Raw genomic sequence first — 20069 nt, 5'->3', positions numbered from 1 at the left:
TTGCAACGTCTTTACGAAATCAAAGCACCATTAACAACTCCATCAGCATCAGGATTTACGAAAACTAACTTTCCTTCAGCGTTGTTTGTCATTAAGATCATTCCAGCACTTTCTACACCACGTAAAGCTCTTGGTGCTAAATTAACTAAAACTGTCACACGTTTTCCAACAACTTCTTCGGGTGAAAAATGTTCTGCAATTCCAGAAACTATTGTGCGAATATCAATTCCTGTATCTACTTTTAAAACTAAAAGTTTGTTGGCTTTTGGCATTTTTTCTGCTTCTAAAATTGTTCCAACTCTGATGTCTAATTTAGAGAAATCTTCAAAAGTTGACACTTCTTTTTGTGGCTCTGCTTTTGCATTTTCCATTTCATTTGCTTTTTTAGTTGCTAGTAATTTATCAACTTGTTTTTGAACTTCTTCATCTTCAATTTTTGAGAAAAGTAATTCGGCTTGACCAATTTTATGTCCTGCAATTAGTAAATCTGAACTTGTTGAAACATCATTCCAAGCTAATTTACAGTTCAGCATATTTTCTAATTTTGTTGAAGAAAAAGGCAAGAAAGGTTCAGCTAAAACACTCAAAGCAGCTGAAATTTGAAGCGCAACATACATTTGTGTTTTTACTCTTTCTGGATTTTCTTTTACCATTTTCCATGGTTCTTCGTCTGCTAAATATTTATTTCCTAAACGAGCAACGTTCATCATTTCTCCTAAAGCTTCTCTAAAACGATAACGTTCAATGGAACTTGAAATCACATTAGGATAAGCTTTTAATTCCGTTAAAGTTGCTTCATCAACTTCAGTAAATTCATTTGGACTTGGAACAATTCCGTCATAATATTTGTTAGTTAAAACCACAACACGATTGATGAAGTTTCCAAAAACAGCTACTAATTCATTATTATTTCTTGCCTGAAAATCTTTCCAAGTAAAGTCATTATCTTTTGTTTCCGGAGCATTTGCTGTTAAAGCATAACGCAAAACGTCTTGTTGGTTTGGAAAATCTTGTAAATATTCGTGCAACCAAACAGCCCAGTTTTTAGATGTCGAAAGTTTATTTCCTTCTAAATTTAAAAATTCATTAGCAGGAACATTATCAGGTAAAATATAACTTCCTTCAGCTTTTAGCATCGCTGGAAAAATGATACAATGAAACACAATATTATCTTTTCCAATAAAGTGAACTAATTTTGTATCAGCATCTTTCCAATAAGGTTCCCAATCTTTTCCTTCTTTGGCAGCCCATTCTTTTGTGGAAGAAATGTAACCAATTGGAGCATCAAACCAAACGTATAATTTTTTTCCTTCAGCACCTTCAACCGGAACGTCAATTCCCCAATCTAAATCACGTGTTACAGCTCTTGGTTTTAGACCATCATCTAACCACGATTTTACTTGACCTAAAACATTTGTTTTCCAGTCTTTTGCGTGACCTTCTAAAATCCATTTTTGAAGAAAATCTTGGTATCTATCTAAAGGTAAAAACCAATGTTTTGTTTCTTTTAATGTTGGAGTTTCTCCGGTTATAGTTGATTTAGGATTTATTAAATCTGTTGCGTTTAAAGTGGAACCACATTTTTCACATTGATCACCATAAGCTTCAGGATTATCACATTTTGGACAAGTTCCTGTTACAAATCTATCCGCTAGAAATTGGTCAGCTTTTGCATCGTATAATTGCTCGGTTACTTCTTCAATAAAATCACCTTGATCATATAATTTTCTAAAGAATTCTTGCGCAGTATCATGATGAATTTTAGATGACGTTCTTGAATAATTATCAAATGAAATTCCGAAATCTATAAAAGATTGACGAATAATTCCGTCATATTTATCAATTACTTCTTGTGGTGTAATGCCTTCTTTTTTAGCTTTCATAGAAATGGCAACACCGTGTTCATCACTTCCACAAATAAAAGCAACATCTTCTCCTTGTAATCTTAAATATCTTGAATAAATATCACTTGGCACATAAACTCCAGCTAAATGACCAATATGAATTGGACCATTAGTGTAAGGTAAGGCTGCTGTAATTGTATATCTTTTTGGATTTTGTATCATTATGATTTTAATTTGAGTACAAAAATAATTGTTTAAGCATGAATTATCGAATTTAATTTAGATTTTGTTTACTTTTGAGATAAAGAAATCTGACAATGTATCGATTTACTTTTTTAGTGTTATTAATTTTTAACCTTTCTTATTCCCAAAAGAAGATGAAAATCCCACCTTATTTAAAAAAAGGCGACACCGTTGCTATTGTTTGTACTGCTCGAAAATTTTTCCCAGAAGATGCCATTCCTGCTAAAGAATTGTTAGAATCTTGGGGTTTAAAAATAAAATTGGGTGCAACAATAGGTTTAGATAGTTGTCAATTAGGAGGAACTGATTTAGAAAGAGCTGCTGATTTTCAAAACATGATGGATGATGATAACATCAAAGCAATTTGGTGTGCTCGTGGTGGTTATGGAACGGTTAGAATGGTTGATTTACTTGATTTTACTAAATTCAAGAAAAATCCGAAATGGATAATGGGTTTTAGTGATGTCACGGTTTTACATTCACAAGCCAATGCAGAACGAGTAGCTTCTTTGCATTGTATTATGCCTTTTACGGTTCCAAAAGCTTCTGATGAAGTGAAAGAAACATTAAGAAAAGCATTATTTGGAGAACATATAGAATATTCAATTCCTTCAAAATCATATGATATTCAAGGAAAAACTTCAGGAGAATTGGTTGGAGGAAATTTATCGATTTTATATAGTTTGTTAGGATCAAAATCTTCTTTGGATACTAAAAACAAGATACTTTATATTGAAGATTTAGACGAATATTTATATCATATTGATCGAATGATGCAAAATATAAAACGCAATGGTTATTTTGAAAACGTAAACGGATTAATTGTTGGAGGAATGACTGATATGCATGATAATGAAATTCCGTTTGGACAAAACGCTGTGCAAATTATTACTGCTATTGCAAAAGAGTATAATATTCCTGTTTGTTTTGATTTTCCGGCTGGACATATGAAAGATAATCGAACACTTATTTTAGGAAAACAAGTTGATTTTGAAGTGAGCCAAGAAAAAGTTATTTTAAAATTTAAAGATTAATTTTTGGAACACTGATTTGAGAAATTAAAGAAATTTTTAAAATATTAAGCTAACTGAAGACTAAAAAACAATGGCAGAGCATAACGAATTAGGACAATTAGGAGAAGATTTAGCTGTTGATTTCTTGCGTAAAAGCGGTTATGAAATTCTCGATAGAAATTGGCGTTTTCAAAAAGCAGAAGTAGATATTATTGCGCAAAAGACAGGAATTTTAGCTGTAGTTGAAGTCAAAACGCGATCTAGTTTAGAGTTTGGATTACCACAAGATTTTGTAAAACCAAAAAAGATCCAATTACTGGTAAAAGCTATAAATGAATATGTGGTTAGTAAAGATTTAGATGTAACAGTTCGTTTTGATATTATTGCGATTCATTACACTAAATCGGCTATTGATATTGAGCATATTGAAGAAGCCTTTTATTATTTTTAAAATATATTGTTATAACTGTAACAATTTGTTTTTATTTTGTATCATTGCAAAAATTTTATAAATGAAGACCGTATCATCTTTTGTAGAGCATTATTTAAAAACAAAACCGTTTTTATTAAATTCATTATCTGAAGGAATAATTAATCTTACTTCTTTAGCTAGGAATATGATGCCAGAAGTGGAAAAACAATTGGGTAAAGACATTAAGCAAGGTGCTGTTGTAATGGCTTTAAAGAGGTTGACAGAAGAATTAGATTTTAAAATAAATCATAAAGTCATTAAAGTAATCAAGAATATTGGTGAAATAACAGTTCGTTCTTCTTTAAATGATTATACTTATGCTATTTCGGATTCAATTTTGAATAAACATGCCGAATTAATTACAAAAATCAATCTTCAAAAAGATGTTTTTTATACTTCTTCCCGTGGTGTTAATGAAATCAATATTGTGTTGAGTAATTCAATGGATAGAACTATTGAAGAACTTTTTACTGGAGAAAAACAAATACAAAAGTTAAAAGATTTATCATCTATTACTATAAAACTACCCAATGAAAATGTAAATGTGCCTGGTGTTTACTACTACATTTTTCAACGTTTAGCTTGGGAAGGTATCGTACTTTATGAGGTGATTTCTACTTCAAATGAATTTACTTTTTTAGTAAGTGAACAACAAGTTGATATTGCTTTTAGAGTTATTAAGGATTTAAAGAATGTTTAACTAAAACCGTTGCATCAATTCCAAAGCCTTATTAATACTTTTTACATTATCAAAAGTTAGCAATAAGCGTAATCCGTTTTTAGTGTCTTTTTCTTTTAGTTTGCAAATGTTTCCATTGTGTTGCACAAATTGCATAACTTTTATAAATCGTTGGGATTGATAAAAATTAGATTGCTGATCACTTATGAAATAACCAATCATTTTGCCTTGTTTCATGATTAGTTTTTCTAGACCTATTCGGGTTGCAATCCATTTTATTCGAACACTATTTAATAAAGCTATAGCTTGTTTTGGAAGAGCTCCAAATCTGTCAATTAGTTTTTGTTCGAAAGCTAGTAATTGTTCTTCGGTTTTTATAGTTCCTAATTCGTTATACAAAGCCAATCGTTCCGAAACACTATTGATATAATCATCTGGAAATAACAATTCAAAATCAGCATCAATCAATATGTCTTTTACAAATTCTTTAGTTTCAATATCGTTTTCAGTTACATATAAATCCTTGAATTCGTTTTCTTTCAATTCATCAATGGCTTCATTCATGATTTTTTGATACGTATCAAAACCAATATCATTCATAAAACCACTTTGTTCACCACCTAATAAATCTCCAGCACCACGAATTTCTAAATCCTTCATGGCAATGTTAAAACCACTTCCTAATTCGCTGAATTGCTCTAAAGCATTAATACGTTTTTGAGCTTCACTTGTCATCATTGAATATGGTGGCGTTATAAAATAACAAAACGCTTTTTTATTACTACGACCAACTCTTCCACGCATTTGATGCAAATCTGATAAACCAAAATTATTTGCATTATTGATGAAAATCGTATTCGCGTTTGGTACATCTAAACCGCTTTCAATAATAGTTGTTGCTACTAAAACATCAAATTCTCCTTCCATAAAAGCTAGCATTAATTCTTCTAACTTTTTACCATCCATTTGTCCGTGACCAATTCCAACTCGTGCATCTGGCACTAATCTTTGAATCATTCCTGCAACTTCTTTGATGTTTTCTATTCGATTATTAATAAAGAAAACTTGACCATTTCGCTGAATTTCATAAGTAATGGCATCACGAATTAATTCTTCACTAAAACGAATAACATTGGTTTCAATCGGATAACGATTTGGTGGAGGCGTTGTAATTACAGATAAATCACGGGCAGCCATCAATGAAAACTGCAAAGTTCTCGGAATTGGAGTTGCCGTTAATGTCAATGTATCAACATTCGCAGCAATGGTTTTTAATTTATCTTTTACGTTAACCCCAAACTTTTGCTCTTCATCCACAATCAATAAACCTAAATCTTTAAAAACTACATTTTTATTAACTAATTGATGAGTTCCAATAATGATATCAACTTTTCCTTCAGCTAATTCTTTTATGGTTTCAGCTTTTTGTTTCGCAGTTCTAAATCGGTTTAAATAACTCACCGTTACTGGCATTTCTTTCAAACGTTCTGTAAAAGTTCTATAATGTTGATAAGCCAAAATTGTAGTTGGAACTAAAATAGCAACTTGTTTTCCATTATCAACAGCTTTAAATGCAGCACGGATTGCGACTTCTGTTTTTCCAAAACCAACATCACCACAAACTAATCGATCCATTGGTCGTTCGTTTTCCATATCAGCTTTTACATCAGCTGTAGCGGTAATTTGATCGGGTGTATCTTCATAAATGAAAGAACTTTCTAATTCTTTTTGTAAATAACTATCCGGTGCAAATTGAAATCCTTTTTCCAATCTTCGTTTCGCATACAATTGAATCAAATTAAATGCAATATGTTTTACACGAGCTTTAGTTTTTTGTTTTAAAGTTTTCCAAGCACTACTTCCTAATTTGTAGATTTTTGGAGCAATTCCGTCTTTTCCATTAAACTTCGAAATCTTGTGTAAGGAATGAATACTTACATAAACGATATCATTATCAGCGTAAGCGATTTTAATAGCTTCTTGGGTTTTTCCTTCAACCTGAATTTTTTGTAAACCACCAAATTTTCCAATTCCGTGATCAATATGTGTAACATAATCACCAACATTCAAAGAAGTTAATTCTTTAAGCGTAATGGTTTGTTTTTTAGAGTAATTACTCTTGATGTTGAACTTGTGATAACGTTCAAAAATTTGATGATCAGTATAACAAGCTATTTGTAATTCTTCATCGATAAAACCTTGATAAATTGATAAAACAACTGTTTTATATTGCTTTCTTACACTTTCGTGATTTTCCTCATCCAAATCTTCAAAAATATCATGAAAACGATTGGCTTGATTTTGATTGGAACAGAACAAATAATTCTTAATTCCGTTGAAATGATTTTCACTTAAATTATTCAGTAATAAATCAAATTGCTTATTAAAAGAAGGTTGAGGTTGAATGTGAAATTCAAATTCCTTCGTTGTTTTGAATAAAGCGGTGTTATTTAATTCAACTATATTGAAATTTAGCGCTTGTTTTAAAAATTGCTCTTGATTGACAAACAATTCTTTTGGTTGAGCGTGTTTGATATCTTTCGAAAGTTTATCAAAAGCTTCAATGGCTTTTGCAAATAATTTATCTAATTGATTGCAAACTAATTCTGTATTCTGAGTAAAAATGACAGTTTTATCATTGATATAATTCAGAAATGTTTCACGATTTTCATCTAAAAACTTATTTTCAACATTAGGAATAATTGAAATTTTCTTTAGTTTTTCAACTGAAAGTTGGGTTTCCACATCAAAACTTCTGATGCTATCAACTTCGTTTCCAAAAAATTCAATTCTGTAAGGATGATCGTTAGAAAAAGAGAATACATCAATAATTCCACCACGAACAGAGAATTCTCCGGGTTCAGTTACAAAATCTACTCTTTTGAAATTGTATTCAAAAAGGGTTTCGTTAATAAAATCAATTGATAATTTATCGTTTATGGAAACCTTTAAAGTGTTTTTTTCTAATTCTTTTCGAGTAACCACTTTTTCAAATAAGGCTTCAGGATAAGAAACGATAATTGCCGGTTTTTTTCTAGAATTTATTCGATTTAATACTTCTGCACGAAGCAAAATATTAGCATTATCTGTTTCTTCAATTTGATATGGTCTTCTGTATGAACCTGGATAAAACAACACATCATTTGTATTGATAAGCGATTCTAAATCATTTAAATAATAAGCCGCTTCTTCCTTGTCATTAAACAAGAGCAGAAACGGTAATTCTGTTTTTTCAAACAAGGCTTGAATCACAAAGGAAATCGAAGAACCCAATAAACCTTTGGCATGAATTTTTTGATTTTGGTGCGCTAACGATTCGGCAAAAGCAGAAATTTTTGCAGATTTTAGATAAGAATTGGCTATTTCAGGTTTCAAAAAACTATTTTTTATTTATAAAAGGAGATTTCCTTTTGTTTAGTGAATTATTTATAGAATCTTGCTGTTTCATTTTCTCCATCATCAATTCAGGGTTTGCATTTCTAGCAGTATCTAAAGCTTTAATCATGTATTCTTCACCAACTTCTTTGGGTATTCTTTTTTTAACAATAATTTCTTCCCATTGACCAACTAAAGCACTAATTTCTTCGTTTATTTCGGGAATTAACGCTTTAATTTTGTTTTGAGGCACATCTGTTAAATGAATAAATGTATCAAGCATTTTAATTTTCGTATTTAAAGCTGCAATTCTACTTTTAACTTGAGGTTTGTCAAATTGAGGTGGAATATTTAACTGAAGGGAATCAATTTTTGAAGATATATTCTTAGTTTTCAATTGAAAAGCCGTTAAATTGCTTTTTGGTTTTTGATTTACTTCAATAACAAATTGTTGCCATTCATTCCAATTTGCGACTTCATTTTGTGCTGTTGGAGAAAGTGTTGGTGTTTTTAAATTCCACACCGAATTAACCAAATTAAAGGTTTGGGTGTTTTTCGCAATAATTTTTTCGTTTTCAGCTTTTGTATTATCTTTTTCACACGAAAACAAGAAAATTGATAGAAATAAAACGACAATAGATTTATACATAAATTTCAATTGGATTACAAATGTACAAATGTTTAAAAAAACAAAGTATAGTAATTAGCATAAGTTAACACAATTTGGCAAAAAAATTAAAAGCAAGCAATTCAGGAACATAGCTTTGGTTTTTGAGACTTCTTAAATCAAAAGTGTTGATATTGAGAAATTTTTAAACATTTAGCAAAAAATTAGGGTATAATTCTACAATTCAATACTTGAATATACTATATTTGTGTAGCAAAATTTAAAGGGATTTATGAAAACAAAAGTTTTAATTATCGGTGCTTGTGGGCAAATAGGAACAGAACTTACCAAAAAACTTCGTGAGATTTATGGTATAGAGAATGTAGTAGCTTCAGACATTAGAAAATTAAATATAGATGTTGTAAATAATGGGATTTTTGAAGTTGTTAATGCTTTAGATTACAATCAAATTGATCATTTGGTTGAGCAATATGAAATTACAGATGTATATTTGATGGCAGCATTGTTATCAGCTACAGCTGAAAAAAATCCGGCATTTGCTTGGGATTTGAATATGAATTCGCTTTTCCACGTATTAAATATTGCTAAAGCAGGAAAAATTAAAAAAGTTTTTTGGCCTTCAAGTATCGCTGTTTTTGGACCAACTACACCAAGACAAAATACGCCACAATATACAATTATGGAACCTTCAACGGTTTATGGGATTAGTAAACAATCTGGAGAACGTTGGTGTGAATATTATAGTAAACAATATGGTGTTGATGTAAGAAGTATTCGTTATCCAGGTTTAATTAGTTGGGTTTCAGAGCCAGGTGGTGGAACAACAGATTACGCAGTTGAAATATATCATCAAGCTATTTTGACTGGAAATTATACTAGTTTTTTATCTAAGGATACAGCTTTGCCAATGATGTATATGGATGATGCTATAAAAGCTACTGTGCAAATTATGCAAGCACCTGAAGAGCAAATAAAAATCCGTTCATCTTATAATTTAAGTGCAATGAGTTTTACTCCAGAACAAATTGCTTCAGAAATCAAAAAACACTATCCTGATTTTGTAATGAGCTATGAACCCGATTTTAGACAAAAAATAGCAGATAGTTGGCCGGCAAGTATTGATGATTCATGTGCAAGAGAAGATTGGCATTGGCAAAATGATTTCAATATAGAGAACATGACCACTGAAATGTTTAAAAATTTAAAAGAACATAAATACAATAAGTAGTTTTATTTGCTTTTTTCTTTTATAATTTGATTTTCAATGGCTGATTTTATTGAAACAACTTCATTTGTGTTGTCATTTGGAATAGTCATAGAAAGCACATAATGTTTGATTTTCCAATCATTATTTATTTTAACTAAAACTCCTGAACCTCTGCAAATTTTCATTTGCGTATTTAATAATTCATCAAACCAAGCTGTTTTCCCATCAGTAGAAAAATAAATATTTCTTTCAAGTGATGTAAAATCCCAAGCTTTTTTGTTGTCAAAAAAGGGTTTAGCAAAAGCCATAAATTCTTTTTTGTTCCAGTTTTCTGTCGCATCAGTTCCAATGAAAATTCCATCATCGGCAATTGCATCAAAATAGGAATCAAAATTAGTTTCGGCAGCATCTTTATGCCACTTATCAAGTATTGAGTTGATCTTTAATTTCTCAGTATCCTGAGACATTTCTTTTTTAACAGCACAAGAACTTAAAATTATAACAGTTAAAATATATAGAATAGACTTTTTCATTTTAGGGATAAATTAATTTTAAATGTACAAAATTATTTTACCGCTATTGCAAACTGTTAAAATTTTTCATCATGTTGCGATAAATCAAGACCAATTCTTTCAGAAGATTCGGAAACTCTTATTGGAATTATACTATTTGTAATTTTAAAAAGCAGCATTGAACCAAAAAAAGTAAATAAAGACACCAAAACAAGAGCCGTCATATGATGTCCAAAAACAGACCAACCACCGTGTAAAAGACTTGCATTTTCACCTTGAGCAAAAATAGCGGTTAAGATCATTCCCATTATTCCACCAATTCCGTGACAAGCAAAGACATCTAAAGTGTCATCTATAGCTTTTAATTTTTTCCAGTTCAACATTTTGTTTGAGACAATTGCAGTTATAAATCCAAAAAAGATGCTTTCTGGAATTGTTATAAATCCAGCAGCAGGAGTAATAGCAACTAATCCAACAACAGCTCCGATACAAGCACCTAAAGCTGATACTTTTCTACCATTAATTCTATCAAAAAATATCCAAGTAATCATAGCAGAAGCAGAAGCTATAGTTGTTGTAGCAAATGCCATCGCAGCTGTTCCATTTGCCGCTAATGATGAACCTGCATTAAAGCCAAACCACCCAAACCAAAGCATACCAGTTCCTAATAAAACAAAAGGAATATTTGTTGGAATATGTTCATTGTTTTTACGTTTTCCTAAAGTTAAAACTCCTGCTAATGCTGCAAAACCTGCACTCATATGAACAACTGTTCCTCCAGCAAAATCTTTTACGCCAAAGTAAGCACCTAGTAAACCATTTGGATGCCATACCATGTGACATAAAGGAGTGTAAATAAATAAAGTAAACAAACAAATAAATAATAAATAAGAGATAAATCGAACTCTCTCGGCAAAAGAGCCAGTAATTATAGCAGGAGTAATTACAGCAAATTTCATTTGAAAAAGGGCAAAAAGGACAAACGGTAAGGTTGATGCTAGGTTTTTGTGAGGTAAAACACCAACATTGTTAAAAAAGGCAAAGTCAAAAGGGTTTCCTATAAGGCCATAATATGTTCCATCAATAGTAAATCCAATAGAAGAGCCAAAAGCCAAACTAAAACCAACTACAACCCAAACCAATGAAACAACACCTAGGCAAATAAAACTTTGAAGCATAGTTGAAATAACATTTTTTCGTCCAACCATTCCGCCATAAAAGAAAGAAAGACCTGGAGTCATTAATAAGACAAAAGAAGACGAAGTTAGAAGCCAAGCAACATCAGCGACGTTAATTTCTGACTCAGGTAAAAATTGATCTTTTAAATTATTTGAAGGAGTCCAAAATAAACTGGTTATTGCTAAGATTGTTATAATACTGAATGAAATAATCCATTTTTTTTCAATTTTCATGCTAATGCCCTTTAAATTTTAGGGTAAAATTAATAAAATATGTCTTTAATTGTTTTTTGAGTTAAAAAAAACAGGGTTGAAGTTTGATTTTTATCATATTTATATTTAAATGAATGATTTTTATCAAATTATTGTTTTTTCAGGGCTAAATTATTTTTATATACAATATGTGCTAAAATTATTTTACAACTTAAAAAATAGACTAAATTCGCACGTTGTTTGTCAATTCAGATAACTTATACAATGAACGATAGTTTTGAAGAATTGATTTCAAGTTATATTGACAGTAAAATAGGTATTTCTAAAGATTTTTTAAGTGAAGCTTTAGCAAATAGTTTAAAAAATAATTTGCTTAAATTATACAAAGACGAAGAATTAAAATCTGCTGGAATTGGTCATTTTGGTACGTTTGCAAAAAATAAAGAAATCCGTAGTGATGTTATTTATTGGTTAGACAAAGAAAATAACAACCCACATGAAATAGAGTTTTTTGCTCTAATTGAAGACTTTATTACTTACCTAAATAAAGAATGTTTTACGGGAATAAAAAGTTATGAATTTCATTATGCTTTGTATAAGCCGGGAACTTTTTACAAACGACATTTAGACCAATTTCAAGACACGAGTAATCGTCAATTTTCAATGATAACTTATTTGAATGTGGATTGGAAAGAAGGTGATGGAGGCGAGTTGAAAGTTTATGATGGCGAAAAATCACAAATAGTTAGTCCAATAAATCGTAAAACAGTTTTTTTTAAAAGTAATGAGTTGGAGCACGAAGTTTTAGAAACCAACCAATTACGCTTAAGCATAACAGGTTGGCTTCGAAAAGACCTTATTGATGTTATCGTTTCATAGCAAAGTGAGATTTAAATTCTTTTGCTTCACTATTTTTATTGAAATAATTAACTACAAACCAATAATCTGTAGCTGGCAAATCAATTCCGTTTAATTTTCCATCCCATCCAAAACCAGAAGTTTTAAACTGTTTAATAAATTTACCATAACGATCAAAAATTGAAACTATAGCATTTGGACTATCTCTTAAATCCCAAATATTCCAAGTATCATTAAAGCCATCTCCATTTGGAGTAAAATATTTTGGATATTTTAAAACAGTTGCTGTTATGAATATGTCGTTACAGTTACCTAAAACATCTTTAACATAAATAATATGTTCGCCAGACGAAACATTGTTAAAGACATTACTAGATTGAAAGCCTCCTGTGTTATCTAATTGGTATTCGTATTCACCATAACCATTTAAAATATTTATAGTTATTGAAGCGCTATCATCAAAGTCAGTTGAAACTACTGCTTCAGCAACTGCATAACTAGATTGAGAAACTAAAACAGTTGTAGTAGCATAATTACAATTTGAACCAGAATCTGGAGTCAATTTAATGGTTTCAATGGTGTATGTTCCAATTTGGGTGGCGTTATAAGATGGACCAGTATAGATTAGAGTGTTGTTAAAATACCAGTTAACTGTAAAAAGTAAAGGGCTTAAGTTTGTATTTATAAATGCGGGTTGAATAACATCATTAGTTATTGGGTCAACGCACATAAAAACATCTTCTAAACCTAAATCTAATAAAGGATAAATAGTTAATGAAAATGAAGTTTCATCACTACAATTTGGGTTGTTAAAAGCAGTTGCATAAACATAAATAGTATATGTTCCTGGAGTCGTTAAAGTATAGTCAGCTAGATTTATAATGTCAATTCCATTTTGACCCAAATAATAATTTACATTATAAGTCGAATTATCTAAAGTAGGTAAAGTATAAGTTCCACATTTTACAATACTTGTCAAACTTGGTAATATTGGAGTTTCAGATATAGTAATAGTAAATGATGCTTCATCGCTACAAAAAATTCGACCACCATTCTGCACATAAACAAAAACCGTATATGTTCCTGGAGTATTAAATGTAAAATCAGAAGTTTGAATTGGATCAACACCCCCAGATTGCCAGAAATAATCTCCAATTGTTAAAGCAGGTAAAGTATAGCTATCACATGCTGTAATATCATCAAAAGAACCTACTTCTATACCTAAAATATTTACTTGAAAAACAGTTTCAGCATAACAACCATTTGCATCTAATGGCTCATTGAATATATATATAACTTGAGTTGTATCAATTGTAGTTCCATTTGGAATTATAGTTCCATTTCCCGCAGGTTCAGTATAGTATGTTCCATTGGTTAAATTTGGCAATATAAAAGGATTACATCTAAAAACATCTGTCAAATTTTCTACAGGAGGAAGAGGAACAATTTCAACATTAAAATCAGTTTCATTTGGACAACCATCTAATATGTCATAAATATATAGGGTTTGTGTTGTAGAAATAATATCTCCAGCATTTAACATAGTCCCACCACCATTTGTGGCAGTATAATAATTTCCACCCGATAATACAGGTAATTCAAATGGATTGTTTGCACATCTAATTACGTCGTCTAAATCATCTACAACCGGTTTAGGTTTTATTGTAATTGGTAAAGTATATGTTGAAGTACAATTAGGCGTTGAAGTTGTATTTGCAAAAACATAAATGGTTTGAGAGCTAGTAATTGCAGTTCCGGCAGGAATTATTGTGCCTTGTCCACCAATTTGTGTGTAATAACTTCCAGCGGCTAATACTGGTAATGTATAACTTCCACAAACAACTCTAGGGATAGGTTGATTTAAAATTGCTACATAAAAAGAGGTTTCATTTGTACATGTACCATCATTTGCAAAAATATAAATAGTATCAGTTGCTGTAATAGTATTTCCAGCAAATAAGGGTGTACCACTACCATTGATTCCTGTAAAATAGTTTCCATTTGTAATTACTGGCAAAGTATGGCTTCCACAGGTTACTACATCACTTAAAGAATCTACTGGAGGTAACGGATGAATCGTTAAAGGAAATGCTTCTTCTCTGCAGAAAACACCATTAAATGTTACATAAAAATAAATTGTCTGATCTATTGTAATTATTGTGCCTTCAGGAATAAGTACTCCGGTTCCAGATGGTCCACCAGTACCAGTGTAAAAATCACCGGCTTTAGGTTTTGGAACTATAAATTGACCACAATGTTCTAAATCAATTTCATATTCATCCATGAATGTTGCCAAAAACGAAGTCTGATTAGTACAACCATTTGCATCAGGGCCGTTATAAATGTAATAAGTTCCGGTTTCGTCAATTATGTCATTTGGATATAATTGATTGCCAGAACCATTTGGACCTGTGTAATAAGCTCCGTTTGTTAAGGCAGGAAGTGTATAGTTTTCACAAGCAATAACCTCTGGAATTGAGTCTACTTGAGGTCTAGGATTTACTATAATTTGAAAACTAGTTACAGCAAAACAGGTTGAATTTGTAGTGCTTTCAACTCTAACCCAAACTGTTTTAGGTGAAGTTGCTAATGTTACAGTTGTTGATGAACTTATTGGATTTGTATTGTTGGTTGCATCTTGTTCGGAGTTGTAATATGTAATTGTTAAATTACTTGAATTTTGTCCATTCAGTATTTGACTGTTTTGAGTTGTTAAATCTACAGTTAAAGATGCGGCAGTATTACAAAGATTTATATTACTTGGTTGATTAGCAATAACAGGGCTATTCACCAATAAATCAAATAAATATTGTGCACTACAAAATGTATTAGTGCTTATGTTTAAAAGCTTAATGTATATTGTTTCATTTCCATTACTCGCATAAGCATTTAAACTTGAGGAAGGAATTGGGTTATTCGCATTTACATTAGCTATTGAATTGTAATAAAAAATTTGATATTGGCTTGAATTAATGCCTAAAGCGGCAGCGTTATTCTCAGTTAAATCAAATGTATAATTGCCAGTTCCATTGTTACAGAGATATATGTCTTGAGGAGTATTAACTTGTAAGTCAGTAAAAATAATTGTGTCAGTCAACTGACAGCTTGAGCCAGATTTAACAATTGTCACCGTGTAAGTTCCAGCTTGAGTAATGTTTAAAGTGTTGTTTGTTTCTCCAGGAATTATAACCCCATTTAATGTCCATGTATGATTATATTCAGTAGCATTTAAACCAGATGTAATAGTAGTGTTGTTTCCTAGGCAAAGACTTGAGTCTGGGCCTAAATTTACGGTACTATTAAAACTTCCAGCCGAAACAAAAACAGCTGAATCGTAATCAGCATCATTGTAATCACCTATTACAAGTTTTATTCTATAGGGATTATTGGGAATTGTTGCCGCCGATGCATTTAAAACCTGAGTAAAACCTCTCATGTTTAAACTTGAAGTAGCAGGATTGTTAACATTGTAAATATTAAACAAACTTGGATTAACAGAACCACAAGAAGAATTATAAGCATTGTTTCTAATATCTTTTACAGAAATTGGCGTATTAGTACCTGGAACAACCGCTATATTTGTGGTTACTCCTGTTGTTAAATCAGTTAATAAAAAAGCGAATACATCGCTAAATCCACATTGAAACTCTCCATATTCATTTGAGGCAAATAAAAATCTAAAATTAAAATTATTAGATATAGGCACAAAATCAAATTGTAAATAAGCCGCATCTGTTATGGTTGAAGTTTGTCCAGAGCTATTACTTAAATTTTGAAGGTCAACATCACTATTAGAATTCACTTGACTACTTAGGTTGTTTCCAGAATAAACTCCTTCTGAATGTTGTGCTACTCCATTTCTAATGATGACACCCTGATTTATTGGAAAGGCTGAGCCGTTCTTGTTAAAATAAGCAACAGATTGATCTGAAGAGTAAGAGACATTTGTGGGAGTAATACAAGAATTAGTAACCAATAAATTGGCTAAATCTGAAGCTGAATAAGTATTACTGTCAACAGTAATAGTCTGGCTGTAGCCTATGAATGAATATAAGCATACAAGAAAAATTAATTTTTTCACAGTTTGGGGCTTTATGAAAATGATTAACAAATTAAAACACAAATATATACAATTTAATATAAACGAAAATTCAGAAAAAAAAGTATATAAAAAAAGCCTAACATTGCTGCTAGGCTTTTAAAGCTCCCTCTCTTGGGCTCGAACCAAGGACCCTCTGATTAACAGTCAGATGCTCTAACCAACTGAGCTAAGAAGGAAACTGTATGTTTTTAATCTCAATAATTCTCTTTATGTGCCAAGGATTAATACCCTTTTTGCGAGTGCAAATATAGCATACATTTTTATTCTTGCAAACTTTTTTTAATAAAATTTAAAATAATTTATCGACGATTAATTGATAAATATCTTTACCAAAGGTTAAAGCCATCAAAGTCAATAAGATAATCATTCCAAACGTCTGAACTCTTTCTGCAGCTTTTACGCTTAAAGTTTTTCCAGTTATCATTTCTACTATTGTAAAAAGAGCATGTCCACCATCTAAACCAGGAATAGGCAATAAATTAATGAAAGCTAATCCAATTGAAAATAAAGCTGTAAAATTCCAAATAAACTCCCAATTCCACTCATCAGGTAAAATTCTTGCAATTCCAACTGGACTTTTAACCTGTTTGTAAGCTTCAGTTTTTGGACTTAAAATTAATTTAAATTGTTTTACATTATAAACTAATAACTGCCAAGCTTCTTTTGCTGCAGCAGGAACTGCATCGCCTATGCTTAATTTGTTATTTATAAGGTAGTCTGTTGAGTCTTTAAAGGTTGGTCTAAAGCCAATTTTGCCTTCTTTATCAACTAATGTTTTTATCGACAAAGCATTTCCATTTCTCAATATATCAATTGTAATACTATCGTTTTTGTTTTTTTCTAACTCTCCAGAAAGTTGATCATAAAATGGAACTTTTTGACCATTTATTCCTACTATCAAATCTTCTTTTTTAAATCCAGAGTTTATGCTATTAGCACTTGACAAAGAATCTATAATTGCATTTGTGACTCTAGGATAAGCAAATCCTTTACCTTCTTTACTTATAATTTCACCTTTTTGTTCTTCAGTTAAATCTAATTCTATTTTCTTACCGTCTCGTTCTATTTCGATTTTATCACTTAAAAGAACATCGATGATCATCCAATTGAATTTTGGCTGTAATTTTCCATCAACAGATAAAATTCTATCACCATCTTTAAATCCAACACTTTTACCTACCTCTCCAAATGAAAGACCATTTTTTTGCATGGCTTCTGTTGAAACATATTTTTGTCCAACTGTAGAAAACATGATTAAATATATAAACCAAGCTAAAAGGATATTTACAATAATTCCACCAAGCATAATTATTAAACGTTGCCATGCTGGTTTTGCTCTAAATTCCCATTCTTCTGGCTCGCTGTTCATTTGTTCAACGTCCATACTTTCATCAATCATTCCTGAAAGTTTAACATAACCACCAATTGGTAACCAACCAATTCCCCACTCAGTTTCCCCAATTTTTTTCTTAACTAAAGAGAATCCTGCATCCATAAAAAGATAGAATTTTTCTACTCTTACTTTAAATATTTTGGCCGCTATATAATGACCAAACTCATGAAGAATAACTAATACGGATAATATAAATAGAATTTGTGCTACTTGAATCATTGTTGTACTTAATTTTATAAGTGACAAAAGTAAGGTTTTCACCTTACTTCTGACAATTATTTTTTAAAAGGATTTATTTTTTTAATAGATTTTTAACTACGACCCCTTCATTTGTATAAATTCTAGCAATGAATAGTCCAGTTGACAAATCTTCTATATTAAATTGTGAAGTTGTTTTTGTTGAAATTAATTGACCTAAAGTATTATATATTTCTACTTTTTCAAGCAATATAGTATCAGGAACTATTAACTCTACAAATGAATTTGCAGGATTAGGAGATAATATAATAGATTCTTGCAATTCAAAAGTCAAATTAGCTAAAGCAGCTGTGTTGTTTTTGGAAATAAGGTGTTTATTAGGATCAAAAGTTACACCAGTTACAACAAAAGGAACATTTACTATAAATTGTTGTCCGTTTGAAACGTTTTCTAATCTAGCATCATAAACCTGACTTCCAGAACCAGTTAAACGAATTTCAATTGGCATTTCAAAGAAAGTAACGCTAGAGTGCGATTGATTTTGGTTTACCGTAATTTGAACTTGAGTAGAATTTATTGGAGTAGCATTAATTGTGTAAGTTGGATATCCTTGATTGTAAATCCAATCGTTAAAAAATTCAGTTAATGAACTTCCGTAAACGGCTTCTAAATGAGCTTGTAAATTTGGAGTTAAAGCATAGGCATAAGCCAAATTGCTGTCATTTAAATAATTGCGTAAAGCTTGAAAAAACATTGTATCTCCCATTTTCCAACGCAACATTTCTAAAACCATTGCACCTTTGTTGTAGGATAGTCTACTACTAAATATTCGATTAACATTTTCTGCTTCAGTTTCAGTTAAATAAACAGCTCCACTAGTTTGAGAAGTAATATTGTTTATCATGTTATTTTTATCAGAAACAAAAGCAGTTGCTCCATCTAAATTTTCAATGACCAATGAAGCCAAATAGGTTGCAAAACCTTCATTTAACCAAATGTCTCTCCAAGAACCACATGTAACTTTGTCACCAAACCATTGATGACCTAATTCGTGTGCAATTAAACTTCGACTATAAGCTCCAAGTCCATTTGCGGTCATAAATGAAACTGTTGTATGTTCCATTCCGCCTCCCCAACCAAATTGAGCATGACCATATTTTTCATTTCTAAAGGGATAAGGTGTAAAAGTTGCCTCATAAAAATTCATTATTGTTGGCGTAATTGCAACACTATTTATGTTATTTGTAGCCGTTTCGGGATACATATAATTAACAATTGGAAAAAAAGGACTTGCTGTTGTTCCTAAACCAGCTTGTTGATTATGAATTTGATAATTTGTAACCGCAATGGCAATTAAATAAGCCGGAATGGCATACCCATGATGAAAATGTGTTGTTTTACTTGTGCCAACTATACTTTGAGAAACTTCTAGTCCATTTGTAACACTTGTATATTGTGAAGGTGCTGTAATATAAACATCTATACTATTTACTTTGTCATTTAAATCTTGTTTACAAGGCCACCAATCTCTTGCTCCAAAAGGTTCAGATAAAGTCCACAAAACGGGAGTTCCATTATGATTTGTTGTTGTAAAAGATCCAAAACCATTGCTTTCTGGTGGTCCAGCATAAGTAATTACAACTGTTGCGCTTGTTCCTGTTGCAATTGCAGTTGGAAAGTTAATTACTAATTCTTTATTAGTGTTTTGTGTAAAGGTTAACGGTTGTCCATTTCTAGTAACAGAACTTACAGTCATAGAATCACTCATGTCAAATGTTATTGTTGACATATTAGCTAATGCAGTAAAAGTTGTAGTTACAATTCCACTAATGTTATAAATAGCTGGATCAACAGTAAAACGTAATTCATGATAAGTAATATCGTAATTTTGAGTATTTGGATTTACCGTCAAATTTTGAATTTTTGCAGCCGATTTCATTTCAGCTTCAACCATTTTTTCAAATTCAGAAGTATCTGTTTGGGCAAATGATATTGAGCTTAAAATCAGTACAAATAGGAGTATGAATTTTTTCATTTTTTTTGAATTTTACCCAAATGTAAAGTTTTTTTCTGAAGATAGTTTTTATCTTATCTAAATTTTAAGGAAATTAAAAGAAATTTAGCAACTGTTTTGCGCTATTTTTAGCATCTAAA

Annotated in this window: 13 protein-coding genes and 1 tRNA gene; 5 read left to right on the top strand and 9 right to left on the bottom strand. The window is 31.0% G+C overall.

Annotated elements, in window-relative coordinates; genetic code table 11:
* Nucleotides 1-11: 11 nt before the first annotated feature.
* Nucleotides 12-2066: a methionine--tRNA ligase gene (gene metG, locus G507_RS0111830; protein ID WP_026717673.1), complete on the bottom strand. Its 2055-nt coding sequence runs from the start codon at nt 2064-2066 to the stop codon at nt 12-14.
* 155 nt (nt 2067-2221) lie between these two features.
* Between metG and G507_RS0111825 the strand changes: the two genes are divergently transcribed.
* The 3 genes from G507_RS0111825 to G507_RS0111815 all read left to right on the top strand — a co-directional run bounded on the left by G507_RS0111825 (nt 2222) and on the right by G507_RS0111815 (nt 4272).
* Nucleotides 2222-3121, top strand: a complete 900-nt coding sequence (locus G507_RS0111825; RefSeq protein WP_035666143.1) for a S66 peptidase family protein — start codon at nt 2222-2224, stop codon at nt 3119-3121.
* A 70-nt stretch (nt 3122-3191) separates the two neighbouring features.
* Nucleotides 3192-3551, top strand: a complete 360-nt coding sequence (locus G507_RS0111820) for a YraN family protein (RefSeq protein ID WP_026717671.1) — start codon at nt 3192-3194, stop codon at nt 3549-3551.
* 61 nt (nt 3552-3612) lie between these two features.
* Nucleotides 3613-4272, top strand: coding sequence for an aspartate kinase (locus G507_RS0111815; protein ID WP_026717670.1), 660 nt, complete (start codon nt 3613-3615; stop codon nt 4270-4272).
* Here G507_RS0111815 and mfd read toward each other — a convergent pair whose 3' ends face one another.
* Nucleotides 4273-7584: a transcription-repair coupling factor gene (gene mfd / locus G507_RS0111810; RefSeq protein WP_245575620.1), complete on the bottom strand. Its 3312-nt coding sequence runs from the start codon at nt 7582-7584 to the stop codon at nt 4273-4275.
* A gap of 46 nt (nt 7585-7630) precedes the next feature.
* A complete protein-coding gene (locus G507_RS16935; RefSeq protein WP_051191672.1) occupies nt 7631-8275 on the bottom strand; it encodes a hypothetical protein in 645 nt (214 codons plus the stop codon).
* Between the two features lie 250 nt (nt 8276-8525).
* Between G507_RS16935 and G507_RS0111800 the strand changes: the two genes are divergently transcribed.
* Nucleotides 8526-9482 carry an L-threonine 3-dehydrogenase gene (locus G507_RS0111800; protein ID WP_026717668.1) on the top strand — a complete coding sequence of 319 codons (957 nt, stop codon included), beginning with the start codon at nt 8526-8528 and terminating at the stop codon, nt 9480-9482.
* A gap of 2 nt (nt 9483-9484) precedes the next feature.
* Here the strand turns inward: G507_RS0111800 and G507_RS0111795 are convergent, their stop codons facing one another.
* Both G507_RS0111795 and G507_RS0111790 read right to left on the bottom strand, forming a co-directional pair.
* Nucleotides 9485-9994, bottom strand: coding sequence for a nuclear transport factor 2 family protein (locus tag G507_RS0111795; protein WP_026717667.1), 510 nt, complete (start codon nt 9992-9994; stop codon nt 9485-9487).
* 56 nt (nt 9995-10050) lie between these two features.
* Nucleotides 10051-11385: an ammonium transporter gene (locus G507_RS0111790; protein WP_026717666.1), complete on the bottom strand. Its 1335-nt coding sequence runs from the start codon at nt 11383-11385 to the stop codon at nt 10051-10053.
* A 243-nt stretch (nt 11386-11628) separates the two neighbouring features.
* Between G507_RS0111790 and G507_RS0111785 the strand changes: the two genes are divergently transcribed.
* On the top strand, nt 11629-12243 hold the full coding sequence (locus G507_RS0111785) for a 2OG-Fe(II) oxygenase (protein ID WP_026717665.1): 615 nt from the start codon (nt 11629-11631) through the stop codon (nt 12241-12243).
* Here the strand turns inward: G507_RS0111785 and G507_RS0111780 are convergent.
* The 4 genes from G507_RS0111780 to G507_RS0111765 form a co-directional block, all read right to left on the bottom strand.
* Nucleotides 12230-16303, bottom strand: coding sequence for a T9SS type B sorting domain-containing protein (locus G507_RS0111780; protein WP_026717664.1), 4074 nt, complete (start codon nt 16301-16303; stop codon nt 12230-12232). The two genes, G507_RS0111785 and G507_RS0111780, sit on opposite strands and share 14 nt — an antisense overlap.
* Before the next feature lie 123 nt (nt 16304-16426).
* Nucleotides 16427-16500: transfer RNA gene (locus G507_RS0111775), tRNA-Asn, on the bottom strand.
* Between the two features lie 113 nt (nt 16501-16613).
* The gene (rseP, locus tag G507_RS0111770) at nt 16614-17936 is read right to left on the bottom strand and encodes an RIP metalloprotease RseP (protein ID WP_026717663.1); all 1323 of its coding nucleotides are present in this window, start codon (nt 17934-17936) and stop codon (nt 16614-16616) included.
* 73 nt (nt 17937-18009) lie between these two features.
* Nucleotides 18010-19950: a M1 family metallopeptidase gene (locus G507_RS0111765; RefSeq protein WP_026717662.1), complete on the bottom strand. Its 1941-nt coding sequence runs from the start codon at nt 19948-19950 to the stop codon at nt 18010-18012.
* Between the last annotated feature and the right edge of the window lie 119 nt (nt 19951-20069).

The sequence above is a fragment of the Flavobacterium gelidilacus DSM 15343 genome, from assembly GCF_000422685.1.
Lineage (GTDB): Bacteria > Bacteroidota > Bacteroidia > Flavobacteriales > Flavobacteriaceae > Flavobacterium > Flavobacterium gelidilacus.
This window is presented reverse-complemented; position numbering and strand designations above follow the sequence as displayed.

Bases quoted from the DNA above. Each gene is read 5' to 3' on its own strand.
- G507_RS16935 (WP_051191672.1), bottom strand. From the start codon at position 8,275: ATGTATAAATCTATTGTCGTTTTATTTCTATCAATTTTCTTGTTTTCG.
- G507_RS0111820 (WP_026717671.1), top strand. From the start codon at position 3,192: ATGGCAGAGCATAACGAATTAGGACAATTAGGAGAAGATTTAGCTGTT.
- G507_RS0111825 (WP_035666143.1), top strand. From the start codon at position 2,222: ATGAAAATCCCACCTTATTTAAAAAAAGGCGACACCGTTGCTATTGTT.
- rseP (WP_026717663.1), bottom strand. From the start codon at position 17,936: ATGATTCAAGTAGCACAAATTCTATTTATATTATCCGTATTAGTTATT.
- G507_RS0111800 (WP_026717668.1), top strand. From the start codon at position 8,526: ATGAAAACAAAAGTTTTAATTATCGGTGCTTGTGGGCAAATAGGAACA.
- G507_RS0111815 (WP_026717670.1), top strand. From the start codon at position 3,613: ATGAAGACCGTATCATCTTTTGTAGAGCATTATTTAAAAACAAAACCG.
- G507_RS0111795 (WP_026717667.1), bottom strand. From the start codon at position 9,994: ATGAAAAAGTCTATTCTATATATTTTAACTGTTATAATTTTAAGTTCT.
- G507_RS0111790 (WP_026717666.1), bottom strand. From the start codon at position 11,385: ATGAAAATTGAAAAAAAATGGATTATTTCATTCAGTATTATAACAATC.
- metG (WP_026717673.1), bottom strand. From the start codon at position 2,066: ATGATACAAAATCCAAAAAGATATACAATTACAGCAGCCTTACCTTAC.
- G507_RS0111765 (WP_026717662.1), bottom strand. From the start codon at position 19,950: ATGAAAAAATTCATACTCCTATTTGTACTGATTTTAAGCTCAATATCA.
- G507_RS0111785 (WP_026717665.1), top strand. From the start codon at position 11,629: ATGAACGATAGTTTTGAAGAATTGATTTCAAGTTATATTGACAGTAAA.